This is a genomic window from Haloimpatiens massiliensis, assembly GCF_900184255.1.
GTDB classification, from domain to species: Bacteria; Bacillota; Clostridia; order Clostridiales; family Clostridiaceae; genus Haloimpatiens; species Haloimpatiens massiliensis.
Window position 1 is genome coordinate 586,452 of sequence record NZ_LT854639.1, and the last position, 25,588, is coordinate 612,039.

At 29.8% G+C, this 25,588-nt stretch carries 18 protein-coding genes, 1 pseudogene and 1 other annotated feature; of the genes and pseudogenes, 9 read left to right on the forward strand and 10 right to left on the reverse strand.

The window, feature by feature from the left end:
• Positions 1 to 118: 118 nt before the first annotated feature.
• Positions 119 to 1,750, reverse strand: a complete 1,632-nt coding sequence (locus C1715_RS07960) for a peptide ABC transporter substrate-binding protein (RefSeq protein WP_479724085.1) — start codon at positions 1,748 to 1,750, stop codon at positions 119 to 121.
• 418 nt (positions 1,751 to 2,168) lie between these two features.
• Complete coding sequence (locus C1715_RS07965) at positions 2,169 to 3,872, reverse strand: peptide ABC transporter substrate-binding protein (RefSeq protein WP_102399964.1); 1,704 nt, start codon at positions 3,870 to 3,872, stop codon at positions 2,169 to 2,171.
• Positions 3,873 to 4,208: 336 nt separating this feature from the next.
• On the opposite strand from C1715_RS07965, the gene C1715_RS20035 reads away from it, so the two are divergent.
• From C1715_RS20035 to dapB, 3 genes are all read left to right on the forward strand, one after another.
• Positions 4,209 to 4,337 carry a hypothetical protein gene (locus tag C1715_RS20035; RefSeq protein ID WP_278320097.1) on the forward strand — a complete coding sequence of 43 codons (129 nt, stop codon included), beginning with the start codon at positions 4,209 to 4,211 and terminating at the stop codon, positions 4,335 to 4,337.
• Between the two features lie 283 nt (positions 4,338 to 4,620).
• Positions 4,621 to 5,511 carry a 4-hydroxy-tetrahydrodipicolinate synthase gene (gene dapA, locus C1715_RS07970; protein WP_035291446.1) on the forward strand — a complete coding sequence of 297 codons (891 nt, stop codon included), beginning with the start codon at positions 4,621 to 4,623 and terminating at the stop codon, positions 5,509 to 5,511.
• Between the two features lie 2 nt (positions 5,512 to 5,513).
• Complete coding sequence (dapB, locus tag C1715_RS07975) at positions 5,514 to 6,269, forward strand: 4-hydroxy-tetrahydrodipicolinate reductase (RefSeq protein ID WP_102399965.1); 756 nt, start codon at positions 5,514 to 5,516, stop codon at positions 6,267 to 6,269.
• 583 nt (positions 6,270 to 6,852) lie between these two features.
• Here dapB and C1715_RS07980 read toward each other — a convergent pair.
• The gene (locus tag C1715_RS07980) at positions 6,853 to 7,284 is read right to left on the reverse strand and encodes a VOC family protein (RefSeq protein ID WP_102399966.1); all 432 of its coding nucleotides are present in this window, start codon (positions 7,282 to 7,284) and stop codon (positions 6,853 to 6,855) included.
• Between the two features lie 659 nt (positions 7,285 to 7,943).
• Positions 7,944 to 9,092 carry a pyridoxal phosphate-dependent aminotransferase gene (locus C1715_RS07985; protein ID WP_102399967.1) on the reverse strand — a complete coding sequence of 383 codons (1,149 nt, stop codon included), beginning with the start codon at positions 9,090 to 9,092 and terminating at the stop codon, positions 7,944 to 7,946.
• Positions 9,093 to 9,381: 289 nt separating this feature from the next.
• On the opposite strand from C1715_RS07985, the gene dapD reads away from it, so the two are divergent.
• Positions 9,382 to 10,092, forward strand: coding sequence for a 2,3,4,5-tetrahydropyridine-2,6-dicarboxylate N-acetyltransferase (gene dapD / locus C1715_RS07990; RefSeq protein ID WP_102400017.1), 711 nt, complete (start codon positions 9,382 to 9,384; stop codon positions 10,090 to 10,092).
• 64 nt (positions 10,093 to 10,156) lie between these two features.
• On the opposite strand, the gene C1715_RS07995 is transcribed toward dapD, so the two are convergent.
• Together C1715_RS07995 and pdaB are read right to left on the reverse strand one after the other, a co-directional pair.
• Positions 10,157 to 10,831 carry a single-stranded DNA-binding protein gene (locus tag C1715_RS07995; protein ID WP_180964027.1) on the reverse strand — a complete coding sequence of 225 codons (675 nt, stop codon included), beginning with the start codon at positions 10,829 to 10,831 and terminating at the stop codon, positions 10,157 to 10,159.
• 231 nt (positions 10,832 to 11,062) lie between these two features.
• Entirely contained in the window at positions 11,063 to 11,827 is a 765-nt protein-coding gene (gene pdaB, locus C1715_RS08000; RefSeq protein WP_242971922.1) for a polysaccharide deacetylase family sporulation protein PdaB, read from the reverse strand.
• 164 nt (positions 11,828 to 11,991) lie between these two features.
• On the opposite strand from pdaB, the gene C1715_RS08005 reads away from it, so the two are divergent.
• Entirely contained in the window at positions 11,992 to 12,525 is a 534-nt protein-coding gene (locus C1715_RS08005) for a DUF4364 family protein (protein ID WP_102399969.1), read from the forward strand.
• Here C1715_RS08005 and C1715_RS08010 read toward each other — a convergent pair.
• Positions 12,522 to 13,403: a YncE family protein gene (locus C1715_RS08010; protein ID WP_102399970.1), complete on the reverse strand. Its 882-nt coding sequence runs from the start codon at positions 13,401 to 13,403 to the stop codon at positions 12,522 to 12,524. The genes C1715_RS08005 and C1715_RS08010 overlap by 4 nt on opposite strands.
• A 254-nt stretch (positions 13,404 to 13,657) precedes the next feature.
• Here C1715_RS08010 and C1715_RS08015 point away from each other — a divergent pair, with 254 nt between their 5' ends.
• On the forward strand, positions 13,658 to 13,897 hold the full coding sequence (locus tag C1715_RS08015; RefSeq protein ID WP_102399971.1) for a TIGR03905 family TSCPD domain-containing protein: 240 nt from the start codon (positions 13,658 to 13,660) through the stop codon (positions 13,895 to 13,897).
• A 333-nt stretch (positions 13,898 to 14,230) separates the two neighbouring features.
• On the opposite strand, the gene C1715_RS08020 is transcribed toward C1715_RS08015, so the two are convergent.
• The 3 genes from C1715_RS08020 to C1715_RS08030 all read right to left on the reverse strand — a co-directional run bounded on the left by C1715_RS08020 (position 14,231) and on the right by C1715_RS08030 (position 21,213).
• Positions 14,231 to 15,541 (reverse strand): bifunctional folylpolyglutamate synthase/dihydrofolate synthase, encoded by a 1,311-nt coding sequence (locus C1715_RS08020; protein WP_102399972.1) that lies wholly within the window; start codon positions 15,539 to 15,541, stop codon positions 14,231 to 14,233.
• Between the two features lie 1,040 nt (positions 15,542 to 16,581).
• Positions 16,582 to 19,230: a valine--tRNA ligase gene (locus C1715_RS08025; RefSeq protein WP_102399973.1), complete on the reverse strand. Its 2,649-nt coding sequence runs from the start codon at positions 19,228 to 19,230 to the stop codon at positions 16,582 to 16,584.
• A gap of 122 nt (positions 19,231 to 19,352) precedes the next feature.
• Positions 19,353 to 19,653: a binding site (T-box leader), on the reverse strand.
• Between the two features lie 321 nt (positions 19,654 to 19,974).
• Positions 19,975 to 21,213 carry a WD40/YVTN/BNR-like repeat-containing protein gene (locus C1715_RS08030; RefSeq protein WP_102399974.1) on the reverse strand — a complete coding sequence of 413 codons (1,239 nt, stop codon included), beginning with the start codon at positions 21,211 to 21,213 and terminating at the stop codon, positions 19,975 to 19,977.
• Positions 21,214 to 21,581: 368 nt separating this feature from the next.
• On the opposite strand from C1715_RS08030, the gene C1715_RS08035 reads away from it, so the two are divergent.
• The 3 genes and pseudogenes from C1715_RS08035 to C1715_RS08045 all read left to right on the forward strand — a co-directional run bounded on the left by C1715_RS08035 (position 21,582) and on the right by C1715_RS08045 (position 25,500).
• Positions 21,582 to 22,823: an IS701 family transposase gene (locus tag C1715_RS08035; protein WP_102399572.1), complete on the forward strand. Its 1,242-nt coding sequence runs from the start codon at positions 21,582 to 21,584 to the stop codon at positions 22,821 to 22,823.
• 39 nt (positions 22,824 to 22,862) lie between these two features.
• Positions 22,863 to 24,257 (forward strand): annotated as a pseudogene (gene cls / locus C1715_RS08040) (cardiolipin synthase); the annotation flags it as partial.
• A gap of 223 nt (positions 24,258 to 24,480) precedes the next feature.
• The gene (locus C1715_RS08045) at positions 24,481 to 25,500 is read left to right on the forward strand and encodes an ABC transporter substrate-binding protein (protein ID WP_102399976.1); all 1,020 of its coding nucleotides are present in this window, start codon (positions 24,481 to 24,483) and stop codon (positions 25,498 to 25,500) included.
• Positions 25,501 to 25,588 lie beyond the last annotated feature (88 nt).

Consider the following 25,588-nt stretch of genomic DNA (forward strand, 5'->3'; position numbering starts at 1 on the left):
AAATCTCCTAATAAAAATATAATTTATGAAATATATTTTATCTATTCATTCTATTTTTAGATATTAAAAAAGGACAGTAGATTATTTCTACTATCCTTTTTAATGCTATATTTTTATTCTACTCTCTACCAGAAGTGTAAGCATATTTACATTCTGTTACACCAAATAATGGTGTCATTAAATTTTTAACATATTTACGTCTATAAGTATTTCTCTTTGAATATGTTGTTGGGGCTATAACTGCATCGTCATGTATTAATATTTTTTCTGCTTCCTTATATGCATCAAATCTTTCTTTTTCATCTAATGTACTCATAGCTTTTTTAACTAAATCATCATATTTTTTATTAGACCAACCTGTTGGAACGATTCCAGCACCTGTTATCCACATATCAAAGAATGTGTTAGGGTCATTATAGTCCCCTGTCCATGCCATACCAGCTAGTTGATATTGCATTTCATCTGTTCTCTTTTGGAATATTGGCCATTCAACATACTCAGCTTTTACATTAACACCTAAAGTCTTTTTATACATATCTTGTTGATACTCTGCATAAGTTCTAAACCATTGATCTGTTCCTGACATTAATAAGTTAACTGTTAATTTACTTGGATCTGGGTTCATACCAAGTTCTTTTAATCCTTCAGATAATAGCGCTTTAGCATCCTTATTTTCTTCAGCTAATTTCTTAAGTGGTTCTGATTTAACAGTTTCTCTAAAATCTTTTCCTGCTAATTGAACTGATGGTGGACACCAAGCATAAGCGGCTTCATTTCTACCCTTAAATATAACATTTGCCATCTCGTCTCTTGTTATCCCAAGAGAAAATGCTTTTCTAACCTTTGCATTTGAAAAAACTTTATCTTTTTGGTTAAAGAACGTATATCCTGTAGTAGGTAAATATCCCTTTATATTTTCAAACTTTCCAGTAGCATCAAGTTTTTTAATCCATTCTTGTTTTGAAACTCCATGTGAATCTAATTCTCCATTATATAGTGAATTGTAATAAGCATTTTCATCCTTTATTATTTTCCAATTAACTTTTGAAAGTTTAACCTTATCCTTATCCCAGTATTTATCATTTTTTTCCATAACTATTTGATTTTGATGTGTCCAGTTTGTTATTTTAAATGGTCCACAATATACTTCTAATGTATCTGCCTCTGTACCATATTTCTCACCATGTTTTTTAATTATATCTTCTCTTTGAGGTAAGAATAATTTAAAATATGTTAAATCTAAGAAGTAAGGACATGCTTGTTTTAATGTAAATTCTAAAGTCTTGTCATCCACTGCTTTAATACCTACTTGATCAGCACTTGCCTTTCCAGCATTATACTCATCAGCACCCTTTATTGGTGATAATAAGAATGCATATTTAGAACCAGTTTTTGGATCCAAAGTTCTCTTCATTGAGTATTCAAAATCTTTTGCTGTTACAGCTTTTCCATCAGACCAGTTATAATCTCTTAAATGGAATGTCCAAACTGTACCATTTTCATTATGTTCCCATTTTTCTGCTCCGGCAGGTTTTATGACGTCTTTACCGTCTTTATCTTGTTCAACTCTTGTTAATCCTTCATATACCTCTGAAAGTATTTGAGAAGAATATGTATCATTTGATTTTGATAGATCTAAAGATTTTGGTTCAGCTTGCAAGTTAAAGTTCAAATACTGATCCTTATCCATTTTTTCTGCTGATGCTGAATCTTTACCATCAGCACCTTTTTTGTTTCCACATCCAATCATCGCAGATGAAAGTAAAAGCGTACTTCCTAACACTAAAGCTATTAGTTTCTTACTTTTCAATTTTAATGCCCCCTCATTATTTATATTTATATATTTATAAAATTAATAATCTAATTATTATTATTATTAATTTTAACCCCTAATTTATTGAATCTAATTAATTTTATTTTTTATTTTTCAAACATTTATTATTAATAGAATTATTTTTCAATAGAAAGATTTATTAACTACTGATTCATTTTTTATAAATATATCATACTAATTTACATTTGTCAAATTTCTTTTACAACTTTTAAACACATTTTTTACTTTTAATTATTTTCCGTTACTTAAAACTACAAAGAATTCCAAATATTAGTCACTTTCCGCTAATAAAAAAAGAGCACTTTTTTTACAAAGCGCTCTTTTTTTATAGATTTTATTTTCCTCTACCCTCAGTATAAGCATATTTAAATTCGAAATCACAACCAAATAGAGGAGTCATTAGATTCTTAACATATTTATATCTATAAGTGTTCTTTCTTGAATAAGTTGTCGGAGCTATAACTGCATCCTCAACTAAAAGAATTTTCTCAGCCTCTTTATAAAGTTTTAATCTTTCCTTTTGGTCTATGGTACTCATAGCTTTCTTCAAAAGCTCATCATATTTCTTATTTGACCAACCAGTTGGAACTATTCCAGCTCCACTCATCCACATATCAAAGAAAGTATTAGGATCATTATAATCTCCAGTCCATCCCATGCCAGCTATCTGATAATCCATTTCATCAGTTCTCTTTTGAAGTATATCAAATGTCATGTATTCGGCCTTTACATTAATACCTAATGCTTTTTTATACATCTCTTGTTCATACTCTGCTGCCTTCCTTGTATCTGCATCTGTACTACCATGCAAAATTGTAACTGTTACTTTACTTGGGTCTGGATCCATTCCTAATTCTTTTAATCCTTTTATTAAAAGTTCCTTAGGATCTTTATTTTCTTCTACCATTTTTTTAATAGGTTCTTCATTCACTAGCTCTCTATAATCCTTTCCACCTAATTGAACTGTTGGTGGACACCATCCATATGCAGGAGCATTTATGCCATAAGTTATAACATTAGCATAATCATCCCTTGTATATGCAGCGGAAAATGCTTTTCTTACATTGGCATTACTAAGCAATTTATCCTTTTGGTTGAAGAACATATATCCAGTAGATGGTCTAAATCCTTTTATATTCTCCATTTCATCTTTCTTTTGGTCAAATTTCTTTATCCATTCAGGCTTCTTAACTCCACCAGTATCTAATGTGCCATTTAATAATGAACCATAAGCTGCATTAGCTTCTTTTATCATCTTTAAATTAACCTTTTGAAGTTTAACACTATCCTTATCCCAATATTTATCATTCTTTTCAAGTACTATTTGCTGCTGATGGCTCCATTCCTTAACTACAAATGGTCCACAGTATACTTCTAATGTATTTGCTTCCGTACCATATTTTTCACCATGTTTTTTTACTATATCTTCTCTTTGAGGAAGGAATAGCTTAAAGTATGTTAAATCAAGGAAGTATGGACATGGTTGTTTTAATGTGAATTCTAGAGTCTTATCATCTACGGCCTTTACACCAACTGCATCCTTAGAGCCTTTGCCTGCATTGTATTCGTCTGCTCCTTTTATTGGAGATAACAAGAATGCATAGCCAGAAGCAGTTTTAGGATCTAGTGTTCTTAGTATACTGAATTCAAAGTCCTTTGCAGTAACCTTCTTACCATCTGTCCAATTATAATCCCTTAAGTGGAAGGTCCAAACAGTACCCTCTTCGTTATGTTCCCACTTTTCTGCTCCAGCAGCTTTTATAACGTCTTTACCATCTTTGTCCTGTTCAACTCTTGTTAAACCTTCATATACCTCTGTAAAAACTTGTGCCCCATAAATATCATTTGATCTAGATAAATCTAATGATTTTGGTTCATACTGTAAATTTAAATTTAAGTATTGATCCTTGTCCATTTTTACTGCTTTTCCTTTATCCTTATCACCTTCTGCAGGTTTCTTCTCACCACAGCCTACTAAAGCTGTTGTTGCTAGTAATGTTGCCCCAAGTACTACCGCTAACAATTTTTTGCCTTTCAATTTAATGCCCCCTTTTGAAATATATTGAAATTTATTATTATCAATATACCATCTATTCAAATATATGTCAACTATGTAAAATAAATTATTAGGAAATTTTACATTTATTTTTATTGTTTTTTTTAAATAATTTGATTTTAGCTAAAAATGCGTACATTTGTTTCCATTTCAATACTACATAGTAAATATTTTGCCTATATTTGAAACTTAGTATAGCATCATTTACATAATTATGAAATAATTCATTCACATTTTACTGGAAATATATAATTTTCTATTTGGTAATCTAAAATTATATATTTAACTTTAGCATTTATAAAATCACAATTTAGATATATGAAAAGAAATAACAAATCAAAGATACTATTATATTTTGTGTCAGATAAGGAATTAGGTTCCGTCGCTAGTAGGACTGTGGCTAAGTTCTGCCGACACAGTATGACACAAAATAGACTAGCATACTGACTTGTTATTTATTTAAATGTACCTTAAGACTTAAATTTAATTAAAAACTCCTTATGAGCTTTTAATTAAAATATAGGTTAAAAAAAATTACTACAGAATTTTAACCTTCATTTTAGATTTTAAATTAAAAGTTATATTTCTATTTCTAATGCTTATAGTTAAAATTTATATAAAGAAGTTAAATTAGTAATTAAATAGTACAAAATAATTTTAAATAGATTATAATATATTAATATATAAACTATTTTTTAGTTTATATAAATATCAGTAAGGAGGCATAACTATGAGTATATTTAAAGGTTCAGGAGTAGCAATAGTAACCCCATTTAATAAAGAAGGTGTAGACTTTGAAAGTTTAGGCAAATTATTAGATTGGCACATAGAAAATGGTACTGATGCTATAATCGTGTGTGGTACCACTGGCGAAGCTAGCACAATGACCCTCGAGGAAAGAAAGGCCACTATAAAATTTACAGTAGATAAAATAAATAAAAGAATACCAGTAATAGCTGGTACAGGCAATAATAATACTGCTGCTTCCATAGAAATGAGTAAGTGGGCTGAAAGCGTTGGTGTAGATGCGCTTCTTGTAATAACTCCTTATTACAACAAAACCTCTGAAAAAGGTCTTGTAAAGCATTTTGAAGCTATTGCAGACAGTGTAAACATTCCAATAATACTATACAATGTTCCGGGAAGAACTGGCATGAATATACTTCCTGAGACACTAAAGAAACTTTGTAGACACAAAAATATAGCTGCTGTAAAAGAAGCAAGCGGAAATATAAGTCAAATAGCTAAAATTAAAGCTCTTTGCGGAGATGACTTAGATATTTATTCTGGTAACGACGATCAGATAATTCCAATTTTATCTTTAGGTGGTATAGGAGTAATATCTGTTCTTGCAAACGTAATTCCAAAAGAAGTTCATAATATGTGCTATGAGTATTTAAATGGCAATGTAAAAAAAGCCCTAGATATTCAAATAAACTCTTTAGATTTAGCTAATACTTTGTTTATAGAGACAAATCCTATTCCTGTAAAAATGGCTGTTAATCTTTTAGGAATGAACGCAGGCCCTTTAAGACTTCCTTTATGTGAAATGGATGAAAACAATTTAAATAAATTAAAAAAATCAATGACATCTTATGGGCTTACTTTAAAGGAGGAATAAAAATGACAAAAATATTATTAAGCGGATGTAACGGAAAAATGGGCAGAATGATTTCTCAAACCATCACTAATTTTAAAGACTTAGAAATATGTGGTGGTATAGATAAAAATATTGAAAAAACTTGCTGCTACCCAGTATTCGGTAATATTAATGACTGTAATTTAGATTTTGATGTAATTTTAGATTTTTCTAGAGCAGATGCACTAGATTCCCTATTAAACTATGCTGAAGAAAAAAATAAACCATTAGTTTTATGTACTACAGGATACACAGAAGAACAAATTAATAAAATAAATGAATGGAGTAAAAAAATTCCTCTCTTTCGCTCAGCTAATATGTCCATAGGCATAAATGTCATAAACAATGTATTAAGAAATATAAGTGCCCTACTTTATGAGGATTTCGATATAGAAATAATAGAAAAACATCATAATCAAAAGGTGGATGCTCCAAGCGGAACTGCCCTGCTTTTAGGGGACACCATAAGAGAATCCATAAAAGAAGAAACCCAATATAAATTTGGCAGAAGTGGTATTTCTAAAAGAGAAGAAAAAGAAATAGGTGTTCATGCTATAAGAGGTGGCTCTATAGTAGGAGAACATGAGATTATATTTGCAGGCAATGGTGAAGTTATAGAGCTTAAACATACAGCTCTTTCTAGAGAAGTTTTTGCAGTTGGAGCCCTTAAAGCATGTAAATTTATGTGTGACAAAACACCAGGGCTTTATTCTATGGATCACGTTTTAAATACAAAATAAGAATATTGTGATATAAGTGCAATAAGAAAAATCTGTCTTTAAGTCCACAATAAATATATTTTTTAAGACTGCTCGCAATACGCCAAGAAATTCTAATGTTTTCAAATTTCAATACCCTAAAGCTTTCAAACTCGCTTCTAACGGCACTCAAACATGAAAGCTTCTTAACGGGTATCGAAATTTGAAAACAAAGAATTTCTAAGGCTAGCTCAATAGTCTAAAAAAATATATTTATTGTTACCTTAAAGACAGATTTTTCGGTTCATACGTATATTACTTGTGGTGAAGAGATGGCCTACTAAAAGAGGCTTTTCCTCCACTATGTTACGGAAAAGCTTTAATTAAATAAATAGGATAGTACGAAAAACTATAACTGTTTCATTGAATGGAGTAGTTATAGCTTTTCTTTTAAGCGCTCTAAAAATCTTTTATTGGCGATAGCCAATTATTAGGATTTATATAAGAATATATAACTTTAACTGTTAGATAAATTGAAACTTCGCATAACTTTACAGGCTATAGAAAAATTTATTCTAAAGTACCAATCACTTTTCAATTTAAGATTTAGTATAAATTTCACCTGTTAAAAAACAAGCATTCCGTTATCATCGTATTCAAAATTTGGGCCCCAAGCAACTTCCCAATAGTAACCATCTAAATCAGCAAAATATGCATGATATCCACCCCAAAATACATCTTGAGGTTCTTTAACTATTTGGGCACCAGCATTTCTGGCTAATTCCATAACCTTATCAACATCTTCTTTATATTCTACATTATAAGCTAATGTGATTCCTGCAAAACCATTAACTATTTTAGGAGTATTTTCTTCGCTAATATCTTTTACTAATAATTCTAAAGGAAACAACTCAAATTTCGTTCCAGGTGTATTAAAAAATATAACATCAGGGTTATTACCTTTTTCATCAGTTTCAAATCCAAGGTCATCCCTATAAAATTTTATTGCCTTCTCCATACTTCTTACGCCTAAACAAATACATGTAATTTTATTCACCTTAATTCCCCCCTAACAAATTTACTATTTCCTGAACCACTTATACCCTACACCACAATTTTTTTAGTGAATAACTCAACTTTCGCACATAAAGTTCAAGCTCTACATTAGATTAATAAGGTTTTTTAATTTAAAATTTAGAATGTAAAATAGGTATTTGTAGAATAGGTAAGAAGTAAAAAGTAAGAGTGAAAAGGTAAGAACTAATAGGTAAAAGGTAAAAGTTTCTTTAAAAAATTCAGCAAAGCTGAATTTTCACTACAACTACTACTTATTACCTGGTACTTACAAATTAATTATAAAAAACTCTTCGAGTTTTATCCTTAACTCTTACTTCTTAGCTCTTACCTATTACCTACTACTTACCTGTAAATTTCAAATTATAGTTAGTTTCTAAAAGAGCTTTATTCTTCATTTTAAATTTTATATTTTTATTTTATAACTGCGAAAGTTGAATTATTTATATATTAAGGCCGGCTATCGCCATTAAAAGATTTAAGTTAAGCCAAAAGATAACATAATTTCACAACGTGAAATTATGTTATCTTTTTTAAATTCTAAAATTTTTCGTAATGCAATGAAGAAAATTTACCCTTTACTAGCCCTCTAGCCAACTGGCACACTATCACACTGAAAATTATGGCAAAGTCATAATTTTCTTATATGTTGCATATAAACTTTTCAAGTCCGTCTAATGCTTTTTCTAATTCTTCCTCACTATAGCAATAAGAAATCCTAATGTATCCTTCTCCACCACTTCCAAAGGCAGATCCTGGTACTATAGCAACACCTTGCTCCTTAAGAAGTCTGTCACAAAACTCCTCACTAGATATATTAAATTTCTTGATAGAGGGAAATATATAAAAAGCTCCGTCTGGCTTTATTACCTCCAATCCCATATTTAAAAGCCTATCATATACATAATCCCTTCTTCTTTTAAATTCACATTTCATATATTCCACATCTTTCATACAACTTCTAAGTCCTTCTAAAGCACCGTATTGACTTATAGATGTGGCACAAGATACATTGTATTGATGTACTTTAATTATACTCTCTAATATATCTTTACAAGCGCATACATATCCTATTCTAAGTCCTGTCATAGAAAACATTTTTGAAAATCCACCTACAAAAATTATTTTTTCTTTTATATCTTCAAATGCAGCTATAGAGTAATATCTTTCATCAAAATATATAGAGCTATATATTTCATCGGTTATAACTAAAATGTCATTTTTCTTTATCAAATCATACAATTCATTTCTTAACTTCTCTGTAAGTACAGCGCCTGTAGGATTAGAAGGATATGACAATACTAGTACCTTAGGTTTTTCTCCTTTCACTATCATTTTTAAATTTTCTATATCTAAATTGAACTTTTCATCTAAATCAAAATTTACAACTGTGCCTCCTAGCAATTTAACGCAGCTTTCATAAGCAGGATATGCTATAGAAGGTATAAGTATTTTATCTCCTGGGTCAATAACTGATGCAAAAGCTGCATATAACCCTTGACTTCCCCCTACTGTTACACAAATCTCATCTGGATTATAATCTATATATAAAGTTTTCAAGTATCTGCTTATTTCTTCTCTTAATTCCTTAATACCTGCATTTGATGTATATGTAGTCTTATTTTCATATATAGCTTCTATCATGGCTTCTTTTATTTTACTAGGCACCTTAAAATCTGGCTGTCCTAGTGTAAGTGATATCACATCTTCATATTGTGAAACCTTATTAAAAAACTTTCTTATACCAGAAATTTCTATTTTATCTGCATTTTCAGCTATAATCTTTTTCATTATATATAGTCACCTCTAAATTCAAATTTTATATTTTCATTTTATATAATAATACTTATACTTATTATACAATATATTTAATTTTAAAATGTAAAATTAAATATACAAAATAATTGAGTATTGATATATTGATCATTAACTAATATGTTAATTTGGTATATTTTCTCTTTAAATTGAAGATATTATTTATTATAATGATATGATAGAAGAAAGTATATTTAAATCTATAATAAAGGAGGTGAATCGTTAGCAAAACTTATTTTTTAGTTTTTTGCATAACGATATTAAAATGTCTTATAATTTAACAGATCCATATGAACTAGCCAGGTATATAAAAGAAGCAGAAAAGTCTACTCCTATAAAAGCATATATTAAAGGAGATTTAAGCAATTGCTCTTTTGATGATATTGAAGATTTTTCTAGTGGCAATTTACATATACTATTTGGTGAAAGTGAAAACATATCTAAATTTATAGAAAAAAATAAAGATAAGATAGAAAGCATAAAAATTGAACAGGATAGAAGAAATTCCGCTATTCCACTTTTAGACCTTAGAAATGTAAATGCTAGAATTGAACCAGGTGCTATCATAAGAGACAAAGCCCTTATAAAAGATAAAGCTGTTATAATGATGGGAGCTGTTATAAACATAGGAGCTGAAATTGGTGAAGAAACTATGATAGATATGAACGCTGTAGTAGGAGCAAGAGCTCAAATAGGAGCTAAGGTTCATCTTGGAGCCGGTGCAGTTGTAGCTGGAGTTCTAGAACCACCTAGTAAATCACCATGCATTATAGAAGATAATGTTTTAATAGGTGCCAATGCAGTTATACTAGAAGGTGTACGAGTAGGAAAAGGTGCCGTAGTCGCAGCAGGTTCAGTAGTAGTAAGTGATGTTCCAGAAAATGTAGTAGTTGCTGGTTCTCCTGCTAAAATAGTTAAAACAGTAGATGAAAATACTAAAGACAAAACACAAATATTAGATGATCTAAGAAAATAATAAAACAAACCCCTATCTACACTTACATTAAATTGTAGATAGGGGTTTTCACTACAGCTTAACCTTAAATAGCATCTTCTTCATTTAAATCGTTTTCACTGTGGTCGACAACTTCATTTTCGCTATTAACTTTTTCCATTTTAGATATAGACACTTCATAGGCTACTTTGTTTATAACTTTATTTTCAGATAATTTCTTTTGATATTCTCGACTTTGAAGTCTTCCCCAAATTCTTATATTATCTCCTACTTCTAGAGTTTTACAAAATCTAGAATTTCTTCCCCATGCTATAGTAGGTATATAATCCGATTTGTTATATGGTCTGTTTACTGCTAGAAGCATATCTGATATTTCCCTTCCAAAAGGAGTAAGCCTGTATACAGGGTTTTTGCAAATATATCCATCAAGAAATATTATATTTGGATTCTTGCTTTTTTCTAAACAATACCTTACGTCTCTAGCAAAAACAGTTAATATAAGTCTATTAGATCCATCTACATACTTATTATAAGATCTTAACTGTCCCTCTACACATAGCTCAGAACCTGGTTCCAAATTCATTCCTGTTATAAGTCTTTCTGAAACAGTAATATTAAGAATATCTTTTGAATTACTTAGTCTTGGAACTTCCAATATAAAGTTATAGAAACCTTCTCCATACATTTCATGACTAAATTCTAATTGGTTAGCCATAGTCCCCTCTAAATATATTTTGTTGTTCATCATTAAATTATCCATCACAATCCCTCTTTCCCCTTAGTTTTTATGTTTTATACACTATAAAATATTCCAATGTGTTAAATATTATTACTATTTATATATAATTATATTTTTTATAATTTTTCTACCGGACTTTTATTGCCATTATAATACAGATGCTATATATTTTTCAAGGTATTACTTAAATTTTAACTGTATATTTAAAAAAATGAAAGTTATTTTGCAAAAAAAATAATTAATTAAATGATTTTATTTACCTATTTGATTTCCTAGGTGGTCTATATAATAATTCTCCGTATAAATCAAATCTCCTACTTTTACAAAAGTATATCCTTGATTTTGCAAGTTTTCTATTATTCTAGATAAGTTTTTAGGAGTGTACTTGGCATTATTGTGAAATAATAATATAGATCCTGGCTTAATCTTTTTCATAACTCTATTATACTCTATATCACTTCCCTGTTCTTTCCAATCTATGCTATCAACATTCCACTGAATACAATAATGATTGTTTTCCTGTATAGTATCTACAACTAGATCATTATAAGCTCCTGACGGACATCTAAACAATTTAGGAAATTCACCTGTTATATTTCTTATTTTATTATCCCCTAACTGTACTTCTTGAATTATTTTAGTTTTAGATACTCTAGTTAAATCAGCATGTGTATTTGAATGGTTACCCAGCTCATGCCCTCGTTTAAATAGCTTTTCTGCCTTTTCTGGATAATCATCTATCCATTTTCCAACTAGAAAAAAAGTTGCCTTTACATTATATTTATCTAGTATATCTAATATTTCATCTGTGTTATCATTACCCCAATTTGAGTCAAAAGTTATAGAAACCTTTTTATCCCTAGTATCTACCGAGTAAATAGGTATTTTTTTACTTTTATTTAAAAAAGTTAATGTTGATTTTGAAAAATAGCTCACAATAAATAGAAATAAAAAAATAAAAAATACCAACAAAAATATTCCCATAGAATTATTTCTAATTCTTTTTAATCTAATCATTAAATCCTCCATATTACAGTTATTCTTATAATTTATATTCCAAACACAAAACAAATATGAAAAACTCTTTAGAAAAATTTTTAGTAAGTAGAGAAATCACTCCTTACTATATTTTTATCTTTTATGTTATAATGAGTATAGTTACCTAAAAGGAGGCTGCAAATATGTTTGATGATACCCTTGAATTAGCAGAAAATAAACTACTGTTATTATATATATTAGAAAAAATTAATTTGCCTATATCTAATATGCAACTTACGAATATAGTACTAGAAAATAATTTTATGAACTATTTTAGCCTTCAGCAATATCTCTCTGAATTACTATCTTCTAAATTTATAGATGAAACAGAAAGAAATAATAAGCATAGGCTTATTATAACTGAAAAAGGCTCTAAGGTCTTATGGCTGTTTCAAAAGAGAATATCTGTTGAGAAAATTAGTTCAATAGATGATTATTTACAAAAACAAATGAGGGATATAAAGAAAGAACTAACTATAACTGCAGACTATACCATAGAAAATTCTGATAATTTTATAGTAAATTTAAAAGCCTCAGAATCAGACTATACACTTATAGATATAAAAATTGGTGTTCCCTCAAATAAACAAGCTAGAGAGCTGTGCAGTAAGTGGAAAAAACATTCTTCTAAATTATACAATAAAATAATTAAACTGCTTATTGATGAAGAAATTTAAATCAAAGTCATTCCTGTAGGTTCTCCACCTATGGATATGACTTTTTTATTTTCATTTGTTATATCTATTTTCATAAGTAAATTATTATAATTATCTCCTATATATAAATCTTTTTTTAATCTTATTATGCCTCTAGGCATACCCCCAACCCTTATAACTTTAACCTCCTTAGCATTAGTCATATCTACAATGCTTATACTTCCATCTCCAAAATTAGAAACATAGCAAAAGCTTGTATCCAAATACATGTCCACTGGGCTATTGCCCACTTTAACTCTATTTAGTATCTGAAAATTCTTTAATGAAATAATTGATATACTGCCTTTATAATTCAGCCCTAAATTACTTTCGCAAACATATATATAATCCCCATTAGGAGAAAAAACTGCTTTTGTAGGATAAGCTCCAACTCTTATATTTTTAATAACTGTATTTTTTTTACAATCAACTAAAGTTATACTATCATCATTCATATTTGCTATTACCATTATATTTCTTCTTTTATCAATATGCATACTGTGAGGTAAACTTCCACATGGAATTTGAGTTTGTATACCCTTTTCCTGTAAATTAAAAGCTGCTAAAATATTAGAATTGCCACATATAACATAAGCCGTATCATTTAAAATCTTTACATCATTACAATGCATTCCTATAGTATAGTTCTCTACGTTTTTTTTATTCTTTATATCCACAATACTTATATCATTAGTGTAATTATTAGCAGTGAAGATTTGATTTGAATTTATACAAATACCATGTGGTCCAATCCTTCTTGAATCATTTCTTAACAAAATCTTATCCACTTGAGTAAAATTTTCTAAATCTACCTTAGAAATTGAATCTGATGAAGTATTACATACATATAAATATTTCAAACTGTTCACCCCCTCATAATCATATATTATGGTGAAACATATCATTTTGGTAATAATATAATTCTTTTTTGGTTAAAATTTATAAATTTCTATTTTTACTGGACAAACTACTGTTTTGTAAAATATAATTTTATCTGGATGTATTTATACCCTATGTATTTATGCTATATGTACATTATTCAAGCTTACATTAGCAAAACACTACATTTGTATAAATTCAACATACATAATCACTTTATAGGAGGCTGATTTTATTGTTTAATTATTTAACAGAAGGCGTGTGTTCAAGAGAAATAAATTTTGATATTGTAGATGGAAAAGTTACAAATGTTTCTTTTTTAGGCGGATGTGATGGAAATCTAAAAGGCATATCTAAGCTTGTAGAAGGTATGGATGTACATGAAGTTATTAAAAAACTTGAAGGAACTACTTGTGGTCCAAAATCCACTTCTTGCCCAGACCAGCTAGCTAGAGCACTAAAAAAATACATATAAGAAATTTGTAAAGCAAGTGCCATAAGAAAAATCTGTTTTTAAGTCCACAATAAATATATTTTTTTAGACTGCTCGCAATACGCCAAGAAATTCTAATGTTTTCAAATTTCAATACCCTAAAACTTTCAAACTCGCTTCTAACGGCGCTCAAACATGAAAGTTTCTTGACGGGTATTGAAATTTGAAAACAAAGAATTTCTAAGGCTAGCTCAATAGTCTAAAAAAATATATTTATTGTTACCTTAAAAACAGATTTTTCGGTTCATACATAAATTACTTATGGGGAGACAGCCCACTAGCCCACTTAAACCATAAATTACGTTGTAATTTATGCTACTTACGGATTATTCTTCGCATATCTCCTACCATATACAGTGAACCACATATAAGAAGTAAATCATTTTCTCCACAATAAGACAAAGCTTTATTATATGCTTCCGCATAATCTAAAAATGCTTCACAGTTTTTATTATACTTTAAAACCTCTTCCTTTAAATCCTCACTGAGTTCTGCTCTTTCACTGTTTGGAGTTACAGTTAACACTCTACTTGCTTTTGGAGTTATGACCTTTATCATAGAATCCACTTGTTTGTCTGCCAATATACCTAGAATTAATACTAATTTATCATATTCAAAATATGTATCTATACTTTCTGTAATATTGATTACACCATCTATATTATGAGCACCATCTATGACCACTGTAGGATTGTTTTTCATAATTTCAAGCCTTGCAGGCCAAGATACATTCTCCAAAGCTTTTTTTATATCTTCTTCTGATATGTTAAGTCCCATATCTATTAATTCTTCCACTGCATTTATTGCTACTGCACAGTTAATTATTTGATGCTTTCCTAAAAGAGATAGATTTAAATTGTATGTACGCTTTTTAGTATTTATTTGTAGCCTTTGCATTACTGCTTGTACACCATTTTCTTTTACAACCTTTGTATTTTCTATATGTTTACCTGACTCCTTACTTACTCTTATAATTCTACTATTATTTTTATAACACACCTGTTCTATAGTTTTTTCTGCTAAATCCTCCTGTGGATATAAAACCAAAGGTACATTTTCTTTTATTATACCTGCTTTTTCCCCAGCTATTTTATCTAAAGTATTTCCTAAAACTTGCATATGATCAAAACTTATAGAAGTAATTATAGTTAAAATAGGATTTATTACATTGGTAGAATCAAGTCTTCCTCCCATTCCTACTTCTATAACCGCATAGTCTACTGCCTGTTCATAAAAATATAAGTACATAGCGCAAGTTATAATTTCAAATTGAGTTGGATGCTCATATCCCATTTCTATAACTTTATCTACAGCTTCTTTTACCCTACTAATTACATCTATTAATTCTTCTTTACTTATATTTTTACCATTTACTTGTATTCTCTCTTCAAATTCCTCAATATAAGGTGATGTATACATTCCAACCCTGTATCCTGCTTCTCTTAATATTTCATTTAACATAGCAGTGGTAGATCCTTTTCCATTGGTACCTGCTATATGTATACACTTTAATTTTTTTTCAGGTTCGCCCAAAATTTCTAATAACTTTTCTGTTCTACTTAACCCCAGATTTGTTCCAAAACGTGCTGTATTATTTACATAGTCCATAACCTGTTTGTAATCCATATTTATCTTCCCCCTACACATAAAATACAATATAATAATATACTATATTTACATAATTCTCAATATAAGATATTGTGATGTAAGTGCAGTAAGAAAAATCTGTCTTTAAGTCCACAATAAATATATTTTTTAAGACTGCTTACAATACGCCAAGAAATTCTAATGTTTTCAAATTTCAATCCCCTAAAGCTTTCAAACTCGCTTCTAACGGCACTCAAACATGAAAGCCTCTTAACGGGTATTGAAATTTGAAAACAAAGAATTTCTAAGGCTAGCTCAATAGTCTAAAAAAATATATTTATTGTTACCTTAAAGACAGATTTTTCGGTTCATACATACATTACTTATGGGGGGGAGACGGCCTACTAAATGAAAATTTTCCTCCACTATGTTACGGAAAATCTTTAATTAAATAAATGGAATAGTTATAGCCTTTTTTTAAGCACTTTAAAGATCTTTTATCGGCGGTAGCCAGCGTAAATATTAAAACCAATGTTTATACAAGCCAATGCCTTATAGCAAAATATATTAAATTTTATTCAATATTTTATTTTAATAATTAGTGATTCATTAGTTTCTAATCAAAGTAACTAATTATATCTCCCAATTAGTCAAAGTATTATTAATAACTGGGATTTAAGTCCTAAACGAAAGGCTACGCCTAAAAAGATTATGGGAGCCTTTTTATTTGTTTTATAAATTAAAGATTTTCCGTAACGTAGTGGAGGAAAATCATCCTTTAGTAGGCTTCTCCTCTCAAACCACATACATATTAAACTAAAAATCTGATTTTAATGTAGTAATAAATGTGGAATTGGGGACTATTGAACTAGCCTTAGAACTTCTTATGTCTCACAGTTAAAGACCCGTTAAGAAGCTTTCATGTTTGAACGAGGAACAAGTGAGTTTGAAAGCTTTAGGGGCTTTAACTGTGAGACATTTAGAAGTTCTTGGCGTATTGTGAACAGTCCCAAATTACACATTTATTACGGAATTAAAATCAGATTTTTCTTCAATATATTATGTCACAATATATTCTTTTATTTCATTTCTTTTAATGATTCTAGTCTCTCTATAACTGCATTGTACATTTCTTTATACTTCTCTCCTTTTTGTCTTTCTTCATTTACAACAGCTTCTGGGGCTTTGCTTGTAAACTTTTCGTTGGAGAGTTTCTTTTCTACTCTTTCTATTTCCTTTTGTAGTTTTTCTTTTTCTTTATTTAATCTTTCTAATTCTTTCTCAACATCTACAAGATCAAGTAAAGGCATATATAGTTCTGCTCCCTTAGTAACTGTAGAAACTGCATTTTCTGCCTCTTCCTTAGAATTCAAGAATACAAATTCTGAAGCTGAGGCAAGTTTTTCAAAATAAATCTTTCCTTCTTTAAAAGCTTCTTTTCCTTCTGTTATATAAGCCATAACCTTAGCTTTCTTAGAAGGTGGTACATTCATCTCAGCTCTTACATTTCTTAAAGCGGTAATTGCCTCCATTATATAATTCATGTTCTTTTCAGCTTCTAAATCATTAAGCTCTTCACTATATTTTGGCCAGTTTGATGTAGTTATAGTTTCTAACCTTTCATCTAAATGAGTATATATCTCTTCAGTTATAAATGGCATTACTGGATGTAGAAGTTTAAGTCCAGTAACTAGAACTTCTTGAAGTACATTAAATACTACTCCTTTTGCTTTTTCATCTTCACCATAAAGTACTGGTTTTACAAGTTCTATATACCAATCGCAGAATTCATTCCACATAAATTCATAAACCTTCTGTGAGGCCATTCCAAGTTCAAATTTATCTATATTATCTGTAACTTCCTTCACTAAGTTGTTCATTCTTGAAAGAATCCATCTCTCAGCTATAGTGTACTCCTTACAATCTTTATATTTTTCCATAAGCTCTTTGTCTAAATTCATCATAACAAATCTTGAAGCATTCCATACTTTGTTTGCAAAGTTTCTAGCTGCCTCAACTTTTTCTTCATAGAATCTTATATCATTACCAGCAGCATTTCCTGTAATAATCATAAATCTTAGAGCATCTGCACCATATTTATCAATTATCTCTAATGGATCTACTCCATTTCCTAGTGACTTAGACATCTTTCTTCCTTGGCTGTCTCTTACCATACCGTGCATCAATACATGTTCAAATGGTATATCATCCATATTATGAAGTCCTGAGAATATCATTCTAGCAACCCAGAAGAATATTAAATCGTAGCCTGTTACAAGTACATTTGTTGGATAGAAGTATTTTAAATCCTCGGATTTTTCAGGCCATCCTAAAGTTGAAAATGGCCAAAGTGCTGATGAGAACCAAGTATCAAGTACATCTTTATCCTGTTCTAAATTTGCACTTCCACATTTTGTGCAGTTGTTTGGCTCTTCTTTAGCTACTATAACTTCTCCACAATCCTTACAGTACCAAACTGGGATTCTGTGTCCCCACCAAAGTTGTCTTGAAATACACCAATCTTGGATATTTTCCATCCAGTTATAATATATTTTTTCAAGTCTCTTTGGAACAATTTTAATCTTTTCATCTTTTACTGCATCTATGGCAGGCTTTGCAAGAGTTTCCATTTTAACATACCATTGTTTTGATAGCATTGGCTCTACTGTAACTCCACATCTATCATGACATCCAACATTATGGCTATGCTCTTTAATTTTTACTAAGAAGCCCTCATTTTGTAAATCTTCAACTATAGCTTTTCTAGCTTCATATCTATCCATACCAGAATATCTTCCATAACCCTCTTTTATAGTTCCATCTTCATTCATAACCATTATTTGCGGAAGATCATGTCTCTCACCTACTCCAAAGTCATTTGGGTCATGAGCTGGTGTTATCTTAACTGCTCCTGTACCAAACTCTAAATCTACATAGTCATCTTCTACAATAGGAATTTCTCTATTTACTAATGGAAGTATTAAAGTTTTTCCTACTAAATGAGCATATCTTTCATCTTTAGGATTTACTGCAACTGCTGTATCTCCAAGCATAGTCTCTGGTCTTGTAGTTGCTATTTCAAGCCATTCATCGCTGTCCTTTACTGGATATTTTATATGCCAAAAATTTCCACTTTGTTCTTCGTATTCTATTTCTGCATCTGAAAGAGCTGTTTGACACTTTGGACACCAGTTAGTAATTCTGTTTCCTCTATATATAAGTCCTTCCTCATATAACTTAACAAAAACTTCTTTAACGGCCTTATTTAAATTTTCATCCATGGTAAATCTTTCTCTTGTAAAATCACAAGAAACACCTAGCTTTTGAATCTGATTTTTTATTCTATTTCTATATTCATCAGACCAATCCCAAACTTTTTCTAGAAAAGCTTCTCTTCCCATTTCTTTTTTGTTAAGACCTTGTTTTAAAAGTTCCTTTTCAACTCTAACTTCTGTAGCTATGCTAGCATGGTCTTCTCCTGGAAGATATAATGCACTGTAGCCCTGCATTCTTTTAACTCTTATTAAAAAATCCTGTAATGTATCATCAAGAGCGTGACCTAAGTGTAATTGTCCTGTTATATTTGGCGGTGGCATCATTATTGTGTATGGTTTTTTATTTTCATCCACTTCTGGAGTAAAATACCCCTTTTCCATCCAATTTTCATATATTCTGTCTTCAAATTCTTTAGGGTCATAAGTTTTTGCTATATTTTTATTTTCTTCCATATCCTTTGCTCCTTTCCTTTTTACTTATAGTAATTTTTAGATACTATAATAAATGTTTGTGTCTTATACCTAGAACCTGTAACAAGCGCTATGATTTTTTATAATAAAAAAAGCACTGCAATCCAAAGGACGACAGTGCGTGGTACCACCTTTATTCTTATAAATAATTTATACTATAAACCAAGCCTTTAGTGCCCTATGAACTATTTTACTCCATAGGATAACTAATATACTGTTTAGGCTATAAAACTTATTTATAAGCTCTTAAAACTTTTAACGAATTTACCGTCTTTGCCTACTACTACTTCAGCAAAGAGACTCAGAAGCTACCTTCAAGCTAATTCCTATAGAAGATCTTTCAGCCGGTGAATCTTCCTCTCTCAATATTCCTTATACCCTACTCCTCTTCTTCATAGTCTTTACTTATTTCATTTTGAATATATTTAACATTATAATACTATTTAACTATATGTCAAGGGTGTATTTAAAATTATCTATGCTAATTTATTCCTTATAAATATCTCAACTATATAAACTCTACTTTTAACTACCATTTTCAATATCTAAAGATTATATTCTTTTAGGTACATGAAAATAAATAACAAGTCAAAGATGCTGGTATATTTTGTGTCAGACAAGGAAGCAAGTTCCGCCGCTAGTAGAACTATCCGTGGAACCTGCTGACGCAGTATGACGCAAAATGGACTAGCATACTGACTTGTTATTTATTTGAATGTGCCTTAACTACTTTTTATACTTTATCTCATTACTATAGTTTATTTCTTTATCAAATTTCCAAGTTGCTCCATAGTTATCTGTTGTAAATTGAATTGTTCTATCTACGTCTCTTAGCTTAACAGGTAATACTCCCTTTGCACCTTTAAAAACAGGACATAATGGCGTGGCACAATCATATTTATATTTAGATGGTAACTTTATATATACCTTTTTCCATGTTTTCCCTTCATCAGTGGTACGATATACTGTTGGATTATTATCACTTTCATATCTAAAACACATAAGTATAATTTTATCACTTGCAAACCCTGCACCAGTAACTACGCGGGCATAGGTTTTATTTGTATTTCCTATTTCTTTCCATGTTTTACCGCCATCATTTGTTTCATAAATATAATTTTCTTGATGCCCCATTGCTACACCAGTTGTTAAAACAACATAACCTTGGTTCTTTGAAGTAAATCCTACCAACTTTCTTTCATATCCATAGTCGTCCTTGGAACCCTGAACCTCATAAGTTTTCCATGACTTCCCTTTGTCCTCACTGATAGTAACTTTTACATCACTGTCCTTATTTCCATAAACAAATGCAGTTTTTTCAGGTGTTATATAATAACTTCCTTCTTCTAAAAATTCATTTTCATTAACATTATTAGCCAAATCAGTTAACGCATTTTCACTAAGTAAGCTTTCTAATACCACAGGAACATCCGCCCAAGTCTTACCATTATCATATGTTACAGAAACTCGTCTATCTCTTATAGTGTATTTATTAGGTGAGTTAAGTGATACTTCGAACTCTTTGCTCTTGATATATTCCTTTTTAGTTGAATCCTTTATTGGCTTTAAACCATTCTTATTAACATGTATTCCTTGATCCACAACTTTATATTTGCCATCACTTATCCTCTTTATTCTCATAGGCCACTTACAATTAACCACTTCTGTATCATTACCCGTTGTTGCCATTAAATCATAATTTATATCTGCAACAAATTCTCTATAATCTCCTGCAATTATTTTTATTTCTTTAATATTATAAGATGACTCTATATTTTCATGTCCAGGTTGATTTTCTTCTTTTTCCATATACTCTTGAAATAACTTACTACTCACCTGGATTAAATCTACTTTTTTCTTTTCCTCTTCACTGTGTTTATAAAAACTTTTATATACCCCCATAGTAATTACTACAATTGATAATAAACTGACTATTATAATTGCATACATCTTCTTATTTTTCATAAGTAACTCCCCTCTTATAAATTAGTAATAACCATGTTCTCTATTACATTTACCTAGTGTATCACCGAATAATTTTTACGTCAAATTAAGTATTAAATATTTGTATTTTATATAAACTGAGATAAAATAAGAGTATGTTTATATCAGTAAGCTACAAATTCTTATAAAAATCACTAATGTTCACAAATATATAGAGAGGAATGATATACATGCACTTACCTATATCCCTTGGGAATTTAGGTTCCATAATTTTTTTAGTTACTTTAAATGAGCAAATTTCATAACAAATTATGGAATAAAAATAGACATTCATAATATCCTAGTGTATTATATTTCTGTCAGAAAACATAAACAAAGGATGAATATAAATGTCTACAGAAAATAATATACCATATAATAAAGAGATTAACAATTTCATAATTAAACTTGGATTATCATTATATTTAACACTGCCTCAATTAAAACATGTTTGTGAATTTATCTTTGCAGCCGTAGGTCGTGGGTATGATGGCAAAGTTATTCATATAGCTGAAAGTTGCTATCAGAGTACTTATAGAACATCCATAGGTCAATTTTTATCCAAAAGCCCATGGAATGAAGATTATATTTTGAGAGCATTACAAAAGTTCGCAGTTAATAAAATTTGGCAGTTATCTCGTGATACAGGAAAGCCTATTTATGTGATTATTGATGATACTATCTGTAAGAAGACAAAGCCTTCGTCACGGGCTAAAAATCCTATAGAAAAGTGTCAATTTCATCAATCACATTTAGAAAATAAAAAAGTCTATGGACACCAAGTTGTAGGTGCTTTACTACAATGTGGCGATGTTACAATTCCTTATCAGCTAACGCTTTATGATAAGACTAAAGTCGATAAAGACAATAAAAAATTTACTAAGATTAATATTGCTGTAAATATAATATCTTCATTACCCGAACCACCTATTCAAGGTTTCGTCTTAGGGGATAGTTGGTATAGTGCTGAAATAATTATAAAAACAGCAAAGGCAAAAGGCTTTGAATATATAGGAGCGTTAAAAACTAATAGAATTATATACCCAAAGTGCTCGCGCATGAATCATAAAATTAATGGTTTTGCCAAAACTATAAACAAGGAAGACTTTCACCTCGTAACAGTGAATAAGCACTCTTACTATGTTTATAGATATGAGGGCAAAATCAATGGTTTTAAAAATGTTGTAATTCTTATTAGTTATCCTAAAGAAGCTCTCTATAATGAAAAAGCATTAAAATCTTTTATATCAACAGATATAAATCTCACAACAGAAGAAATACTTTTTCAATACCGTGAACGTTGGACAATTGAAGTATTTTTCCGTCAAAATAAGATGGAATTAGGTTTTGATAATTATCAAGTTCGTGGTGAAAAAGCCATAAAGAGATTTTGGATTTTAACTCAATTGACTTATCTTTATTGTACTTGTTGCATAAGCACAGATTGTTCTAAATTTGGAGAAGGTTTAAAAATAGCTCGTAAACAATCCCAACAAGAAGTAATTGCTTGGGTATATTCTCAATATAAAAAAGGAGTTAGTTTAAATGCTATTTTTGATACTCTTAAATTATCACACAATAAGTGTGCTTAAGTAATGTAAAATAATGTAAGTGTTTTTGCTCATTTAAAGTTAGTTAATATTTTACTAGTAATATTTTTAATCTTTTTCGAAAGAAGAAATCCCTCCACCACTTGGGCATGGCTTCTTATCCTCATATTTTTTCCTATAGTAGGTTTTATTGTGTACTTATTTTTGGGGCAAAATTTAAGTAGAGAAAAAATATTTAATAAAAAAATTATTGCAGATAATGAAAAAAGTAAATATCTAAAGAAACTAAGATCCTCATACAAATACGATATAGATGCTATAGAAAATGCTGACACTATAAGAATGCTTTATAAAAGCTCTAGCTCCATATTTACACAAAATAATCATGTACAGTTGTATTTTGACGGGAAAGAAAAATTTGAAGCATTATTTAATGAAATAAAAAACGCTAAAAAATTTATACATATAGAATATTATATAATTCAAAAAGACACCCTTGGTTTAAAACTAATAAATACCCTTACTGAAAAAGCCAAAGAAGGTGTGGAAATAAGATTGCTATTTGATGCCATGGGTTCTGGAAAAATAACCAAGAATATAGTTAAGCCACTTATAGAAGCTGGTGGAAAAGTTTTTTCCTTCTTCCCTAGTAAAATTTCCTTTATAAATAGAAGGATAAATTATAGAAATCATAGAAAAATAGTTGTGATAGATAACCAAGTTGCATTTTTAGTAGGTTTTAATATAGGCAATGAATACATAAGCGAAGATTCTAAAATAGGATATTGGAGAGATACTCATATTAAAATAATTGGTGAGTCCATAAATGACTTAGAAGAAAGATTTTTATTAGATTGGACCTATGCATCTAATGAACATATAGATGATTATTCTAAATATTTTATTTCTAATACTCTCAATGAATCCCATGTTGGTCTTCAAATAGTATCTAGCGGACCTGACCTTAAAGAACAACATATAAGAAATGGATATATCAAAATAATAAATCACGCTAAAAACACTCTTTACCTACAATCTCCTTATTTTGTACCTGACGATTCTATGTTAAATGCACTTAAAATATGTGCTCTCTCTGGGAAAGATGTACGAATTATGATACCAGGAAATCCTGATCATATATTTATGGGTTGGGCAGCTAATGCATATATTAAAACTTTGTTAGATTGCGGCATAAAGGTATATCTTTACAATAATGGTTTTATACACTGCAAGACCATAATGGCTGATGGTTCCGTATGTAGTATTGGTACTGCTAATATGGATATAAGAAGTTTTAAACTTAATTTTGAAACTAATGCTTTCATATATAATAGAAATATATGCACTACTGTGGAAAAACAATTTTTAAAGGATATGGAATACTGTACTGAAGTTACTCTACGAAACTTCCAAAGTAGACCCCTTCGTAGTAAAATATTTGAATCCATCACAAGATTACTATCACCTATTCTGTAAAAGCCACTAAATAGTATTTAGTCTAGATGTAGTTAATAAAAAATTTAAGAATAACTAACAATAAAGACTCTAATTTCACATAACATGTAAAATTAGAGTCTTCGTCTTTTATATTATAAGATTTTTTTATGGTACCTACTTTGAAATTTATAAATACTGTGACAAAATACTCTTCTACTTCATACTATAAAACATATCATTAACACATACGAGGAGGATATACATGCGAAAAAGTATTTCTAAATATTTAATTTTCACACTTGTTTTTATTCTATCTTTTACCTGTCTTTATGGATGCAGTAAAAAAAATAAAAATTTAACCACTGTAAAACTAAATGAAGTAGTGCGTTCCGTTTTTTATGCCCCAATGTATGTAGCTATTAACGAGGGCTTCTTTAAGGAAGAAGGAATAGACATAAAGTTAAGTACTGGACAAGGTGCTGATAAGACCATGCAGCAAGTACTAAGTAAAAGCGCAGACATAGGTTTTTGTGGACCAGAACAAGTTATATATATTTATAATCAAAACAAAGAAGATTATCCTGTATTATTTGCACAATTGACCCAAACAGATGGTTCTTTCTTAGTTGGTAGAAATAAAGAAGACAATTTTAATTGGGAATCTCTAAAGGGAAAAACCATAATAGGGGGCAGACCTGGTGGTATGCCTGAAATGTCTCTTGAATATGTTCTTAAAAATCACGGTATAGACCCAAATAAAGATGTTAAACTAGTTACAAATTTAGCTTTTACTGCCACATCCGGTGCTTTTAAATCTGGAACTGGCAATTACGTAGCTCTTTTTGAACCTACTGCCAGTTTATTAGAAAAAGATAATTCAGGTCATATTGTAGCCTCTATTGGAGAAAGTGCTGGCACCATACCATATACCTGTTACTTTTCTACTAAATCGTATATAAAAGAAAACCCTGAAATAGTAGAAAAATTTACAAGGGCTATTCATAAAGGTCAGTTATGGGTTAAAGACCACCGTGATAAAGACGTAGCTAAATCCATAAAAAGTTTCTTCCCAGGCAGCGATGAAGAAATTCTAGCTAAAGTTATTAAAAATTATAGATCCATAAATGCCTTTGCGGAAACTCCAGTTATGGAAAAAGGAGATTTAAATAGACTTATGGACATTATTCAATCTTATAAATCTGACCTAATACCTCAAAGACCTCCTTTCGAAAAAATAGTTAATAACAGTTTTGCAGAAAAAGTAATGAAAAACACAAAGTAAGAATATTGTGATGTAAGTGTCATAAAAAAATCTTTAATTAAATAAAATGAGATAGCAAAAAAACTATAACTATTTCATTAAATGGAAT

Coding starts and splice junctions, on each gene's coding strand:
- C1715_RS07960 (WP_479724085.1), bottom strand. CDS start 1,750: ATGATTGGATGTGGAAACAAAAAAGGTGCTGATGGTAAAGATTCAGCA.
- C1715_RS20035 (WP_278320097.1), top strand. CDS start 4,209: ATGAAAAGAAATAACAAATCAAAGATACTATTATATTTTGTGTCAGAT.
- dapA (WP_035291446.1), top strand. CDS start 4,621: ATGAGTATATTTAAAGGTTCAGGAGTAGCAATAGTAACCCCATTTAAT.
- dapB (WP_102399965.1), top strand. CDS start 5,514: ATGACAAAAATATTATTAAGCGGATGTAACGGAAAAATGGGCAGAATG.
- C1715_RS07985 (WP_102399967.1), bottom strand. CDS start 9,092: ATGAAAAAGATTATAGCTGAAAATGCAGATAAAATAGAAATTTCTGGT.
- dapD (WP_102400017.1), top strand. CDS start 9,382: ATGTCTTATAATTTAACAGATCCATATGAACTAGCCAGGTATATAAAA.
- C1715_RS07995 (WP_180964027.1), bottom strand. CDS start 10,831: ATGGATAATTTAATGATGAACAACAAAATATATTTAGAGGGGACTATG.
- pdaB (WP_242971922.1), bottom strand. CDS start 11,827: ATGATTAGATTAAAAAGAATTAGAAATAATTCTATGGGAATATTTTTG.
- C1715_RS08005 (WP_102399969.1), top strand. CDS start 11,992: ATGTTTGATGATACCCTTGAATTAGCAGAAAATAAACTACTGTTATTA.
- C1715_RS08020 (WP_102399972.1), bottom strand. CDS start 15,541: ATGGATTACAAACAGGTTATGGACTATGTAAATAATACAGCACGTTTT.
- C1715_RS08025 (WP_102399973.1), bottom strand. CDS start 19,230: ATGGAAGAAAATAAAAATATAGCAAAAACTTATGACCCTAAAGAATTT.
- C1715_RS08030 (WP_102399974.1), bottom strand. CDS start 21,213: ATGAAAAATAAGAAGATGTATGCAATTATAATAGTCAGTTTATTATCA.
- C1715_RS08035 (WP_102399572.1), top strand. CDS start 21,582: ATGTCTACAGAAAATAATATACCATATAATAAAGAGATTAACAATTTC.
- C1715_RS08045 (WP_102399976.1), top strand. CDS start 24,481: ATGCGAAAAAGTATTTCTAAATATTTAATTTTCACACTTGTTTTTATT.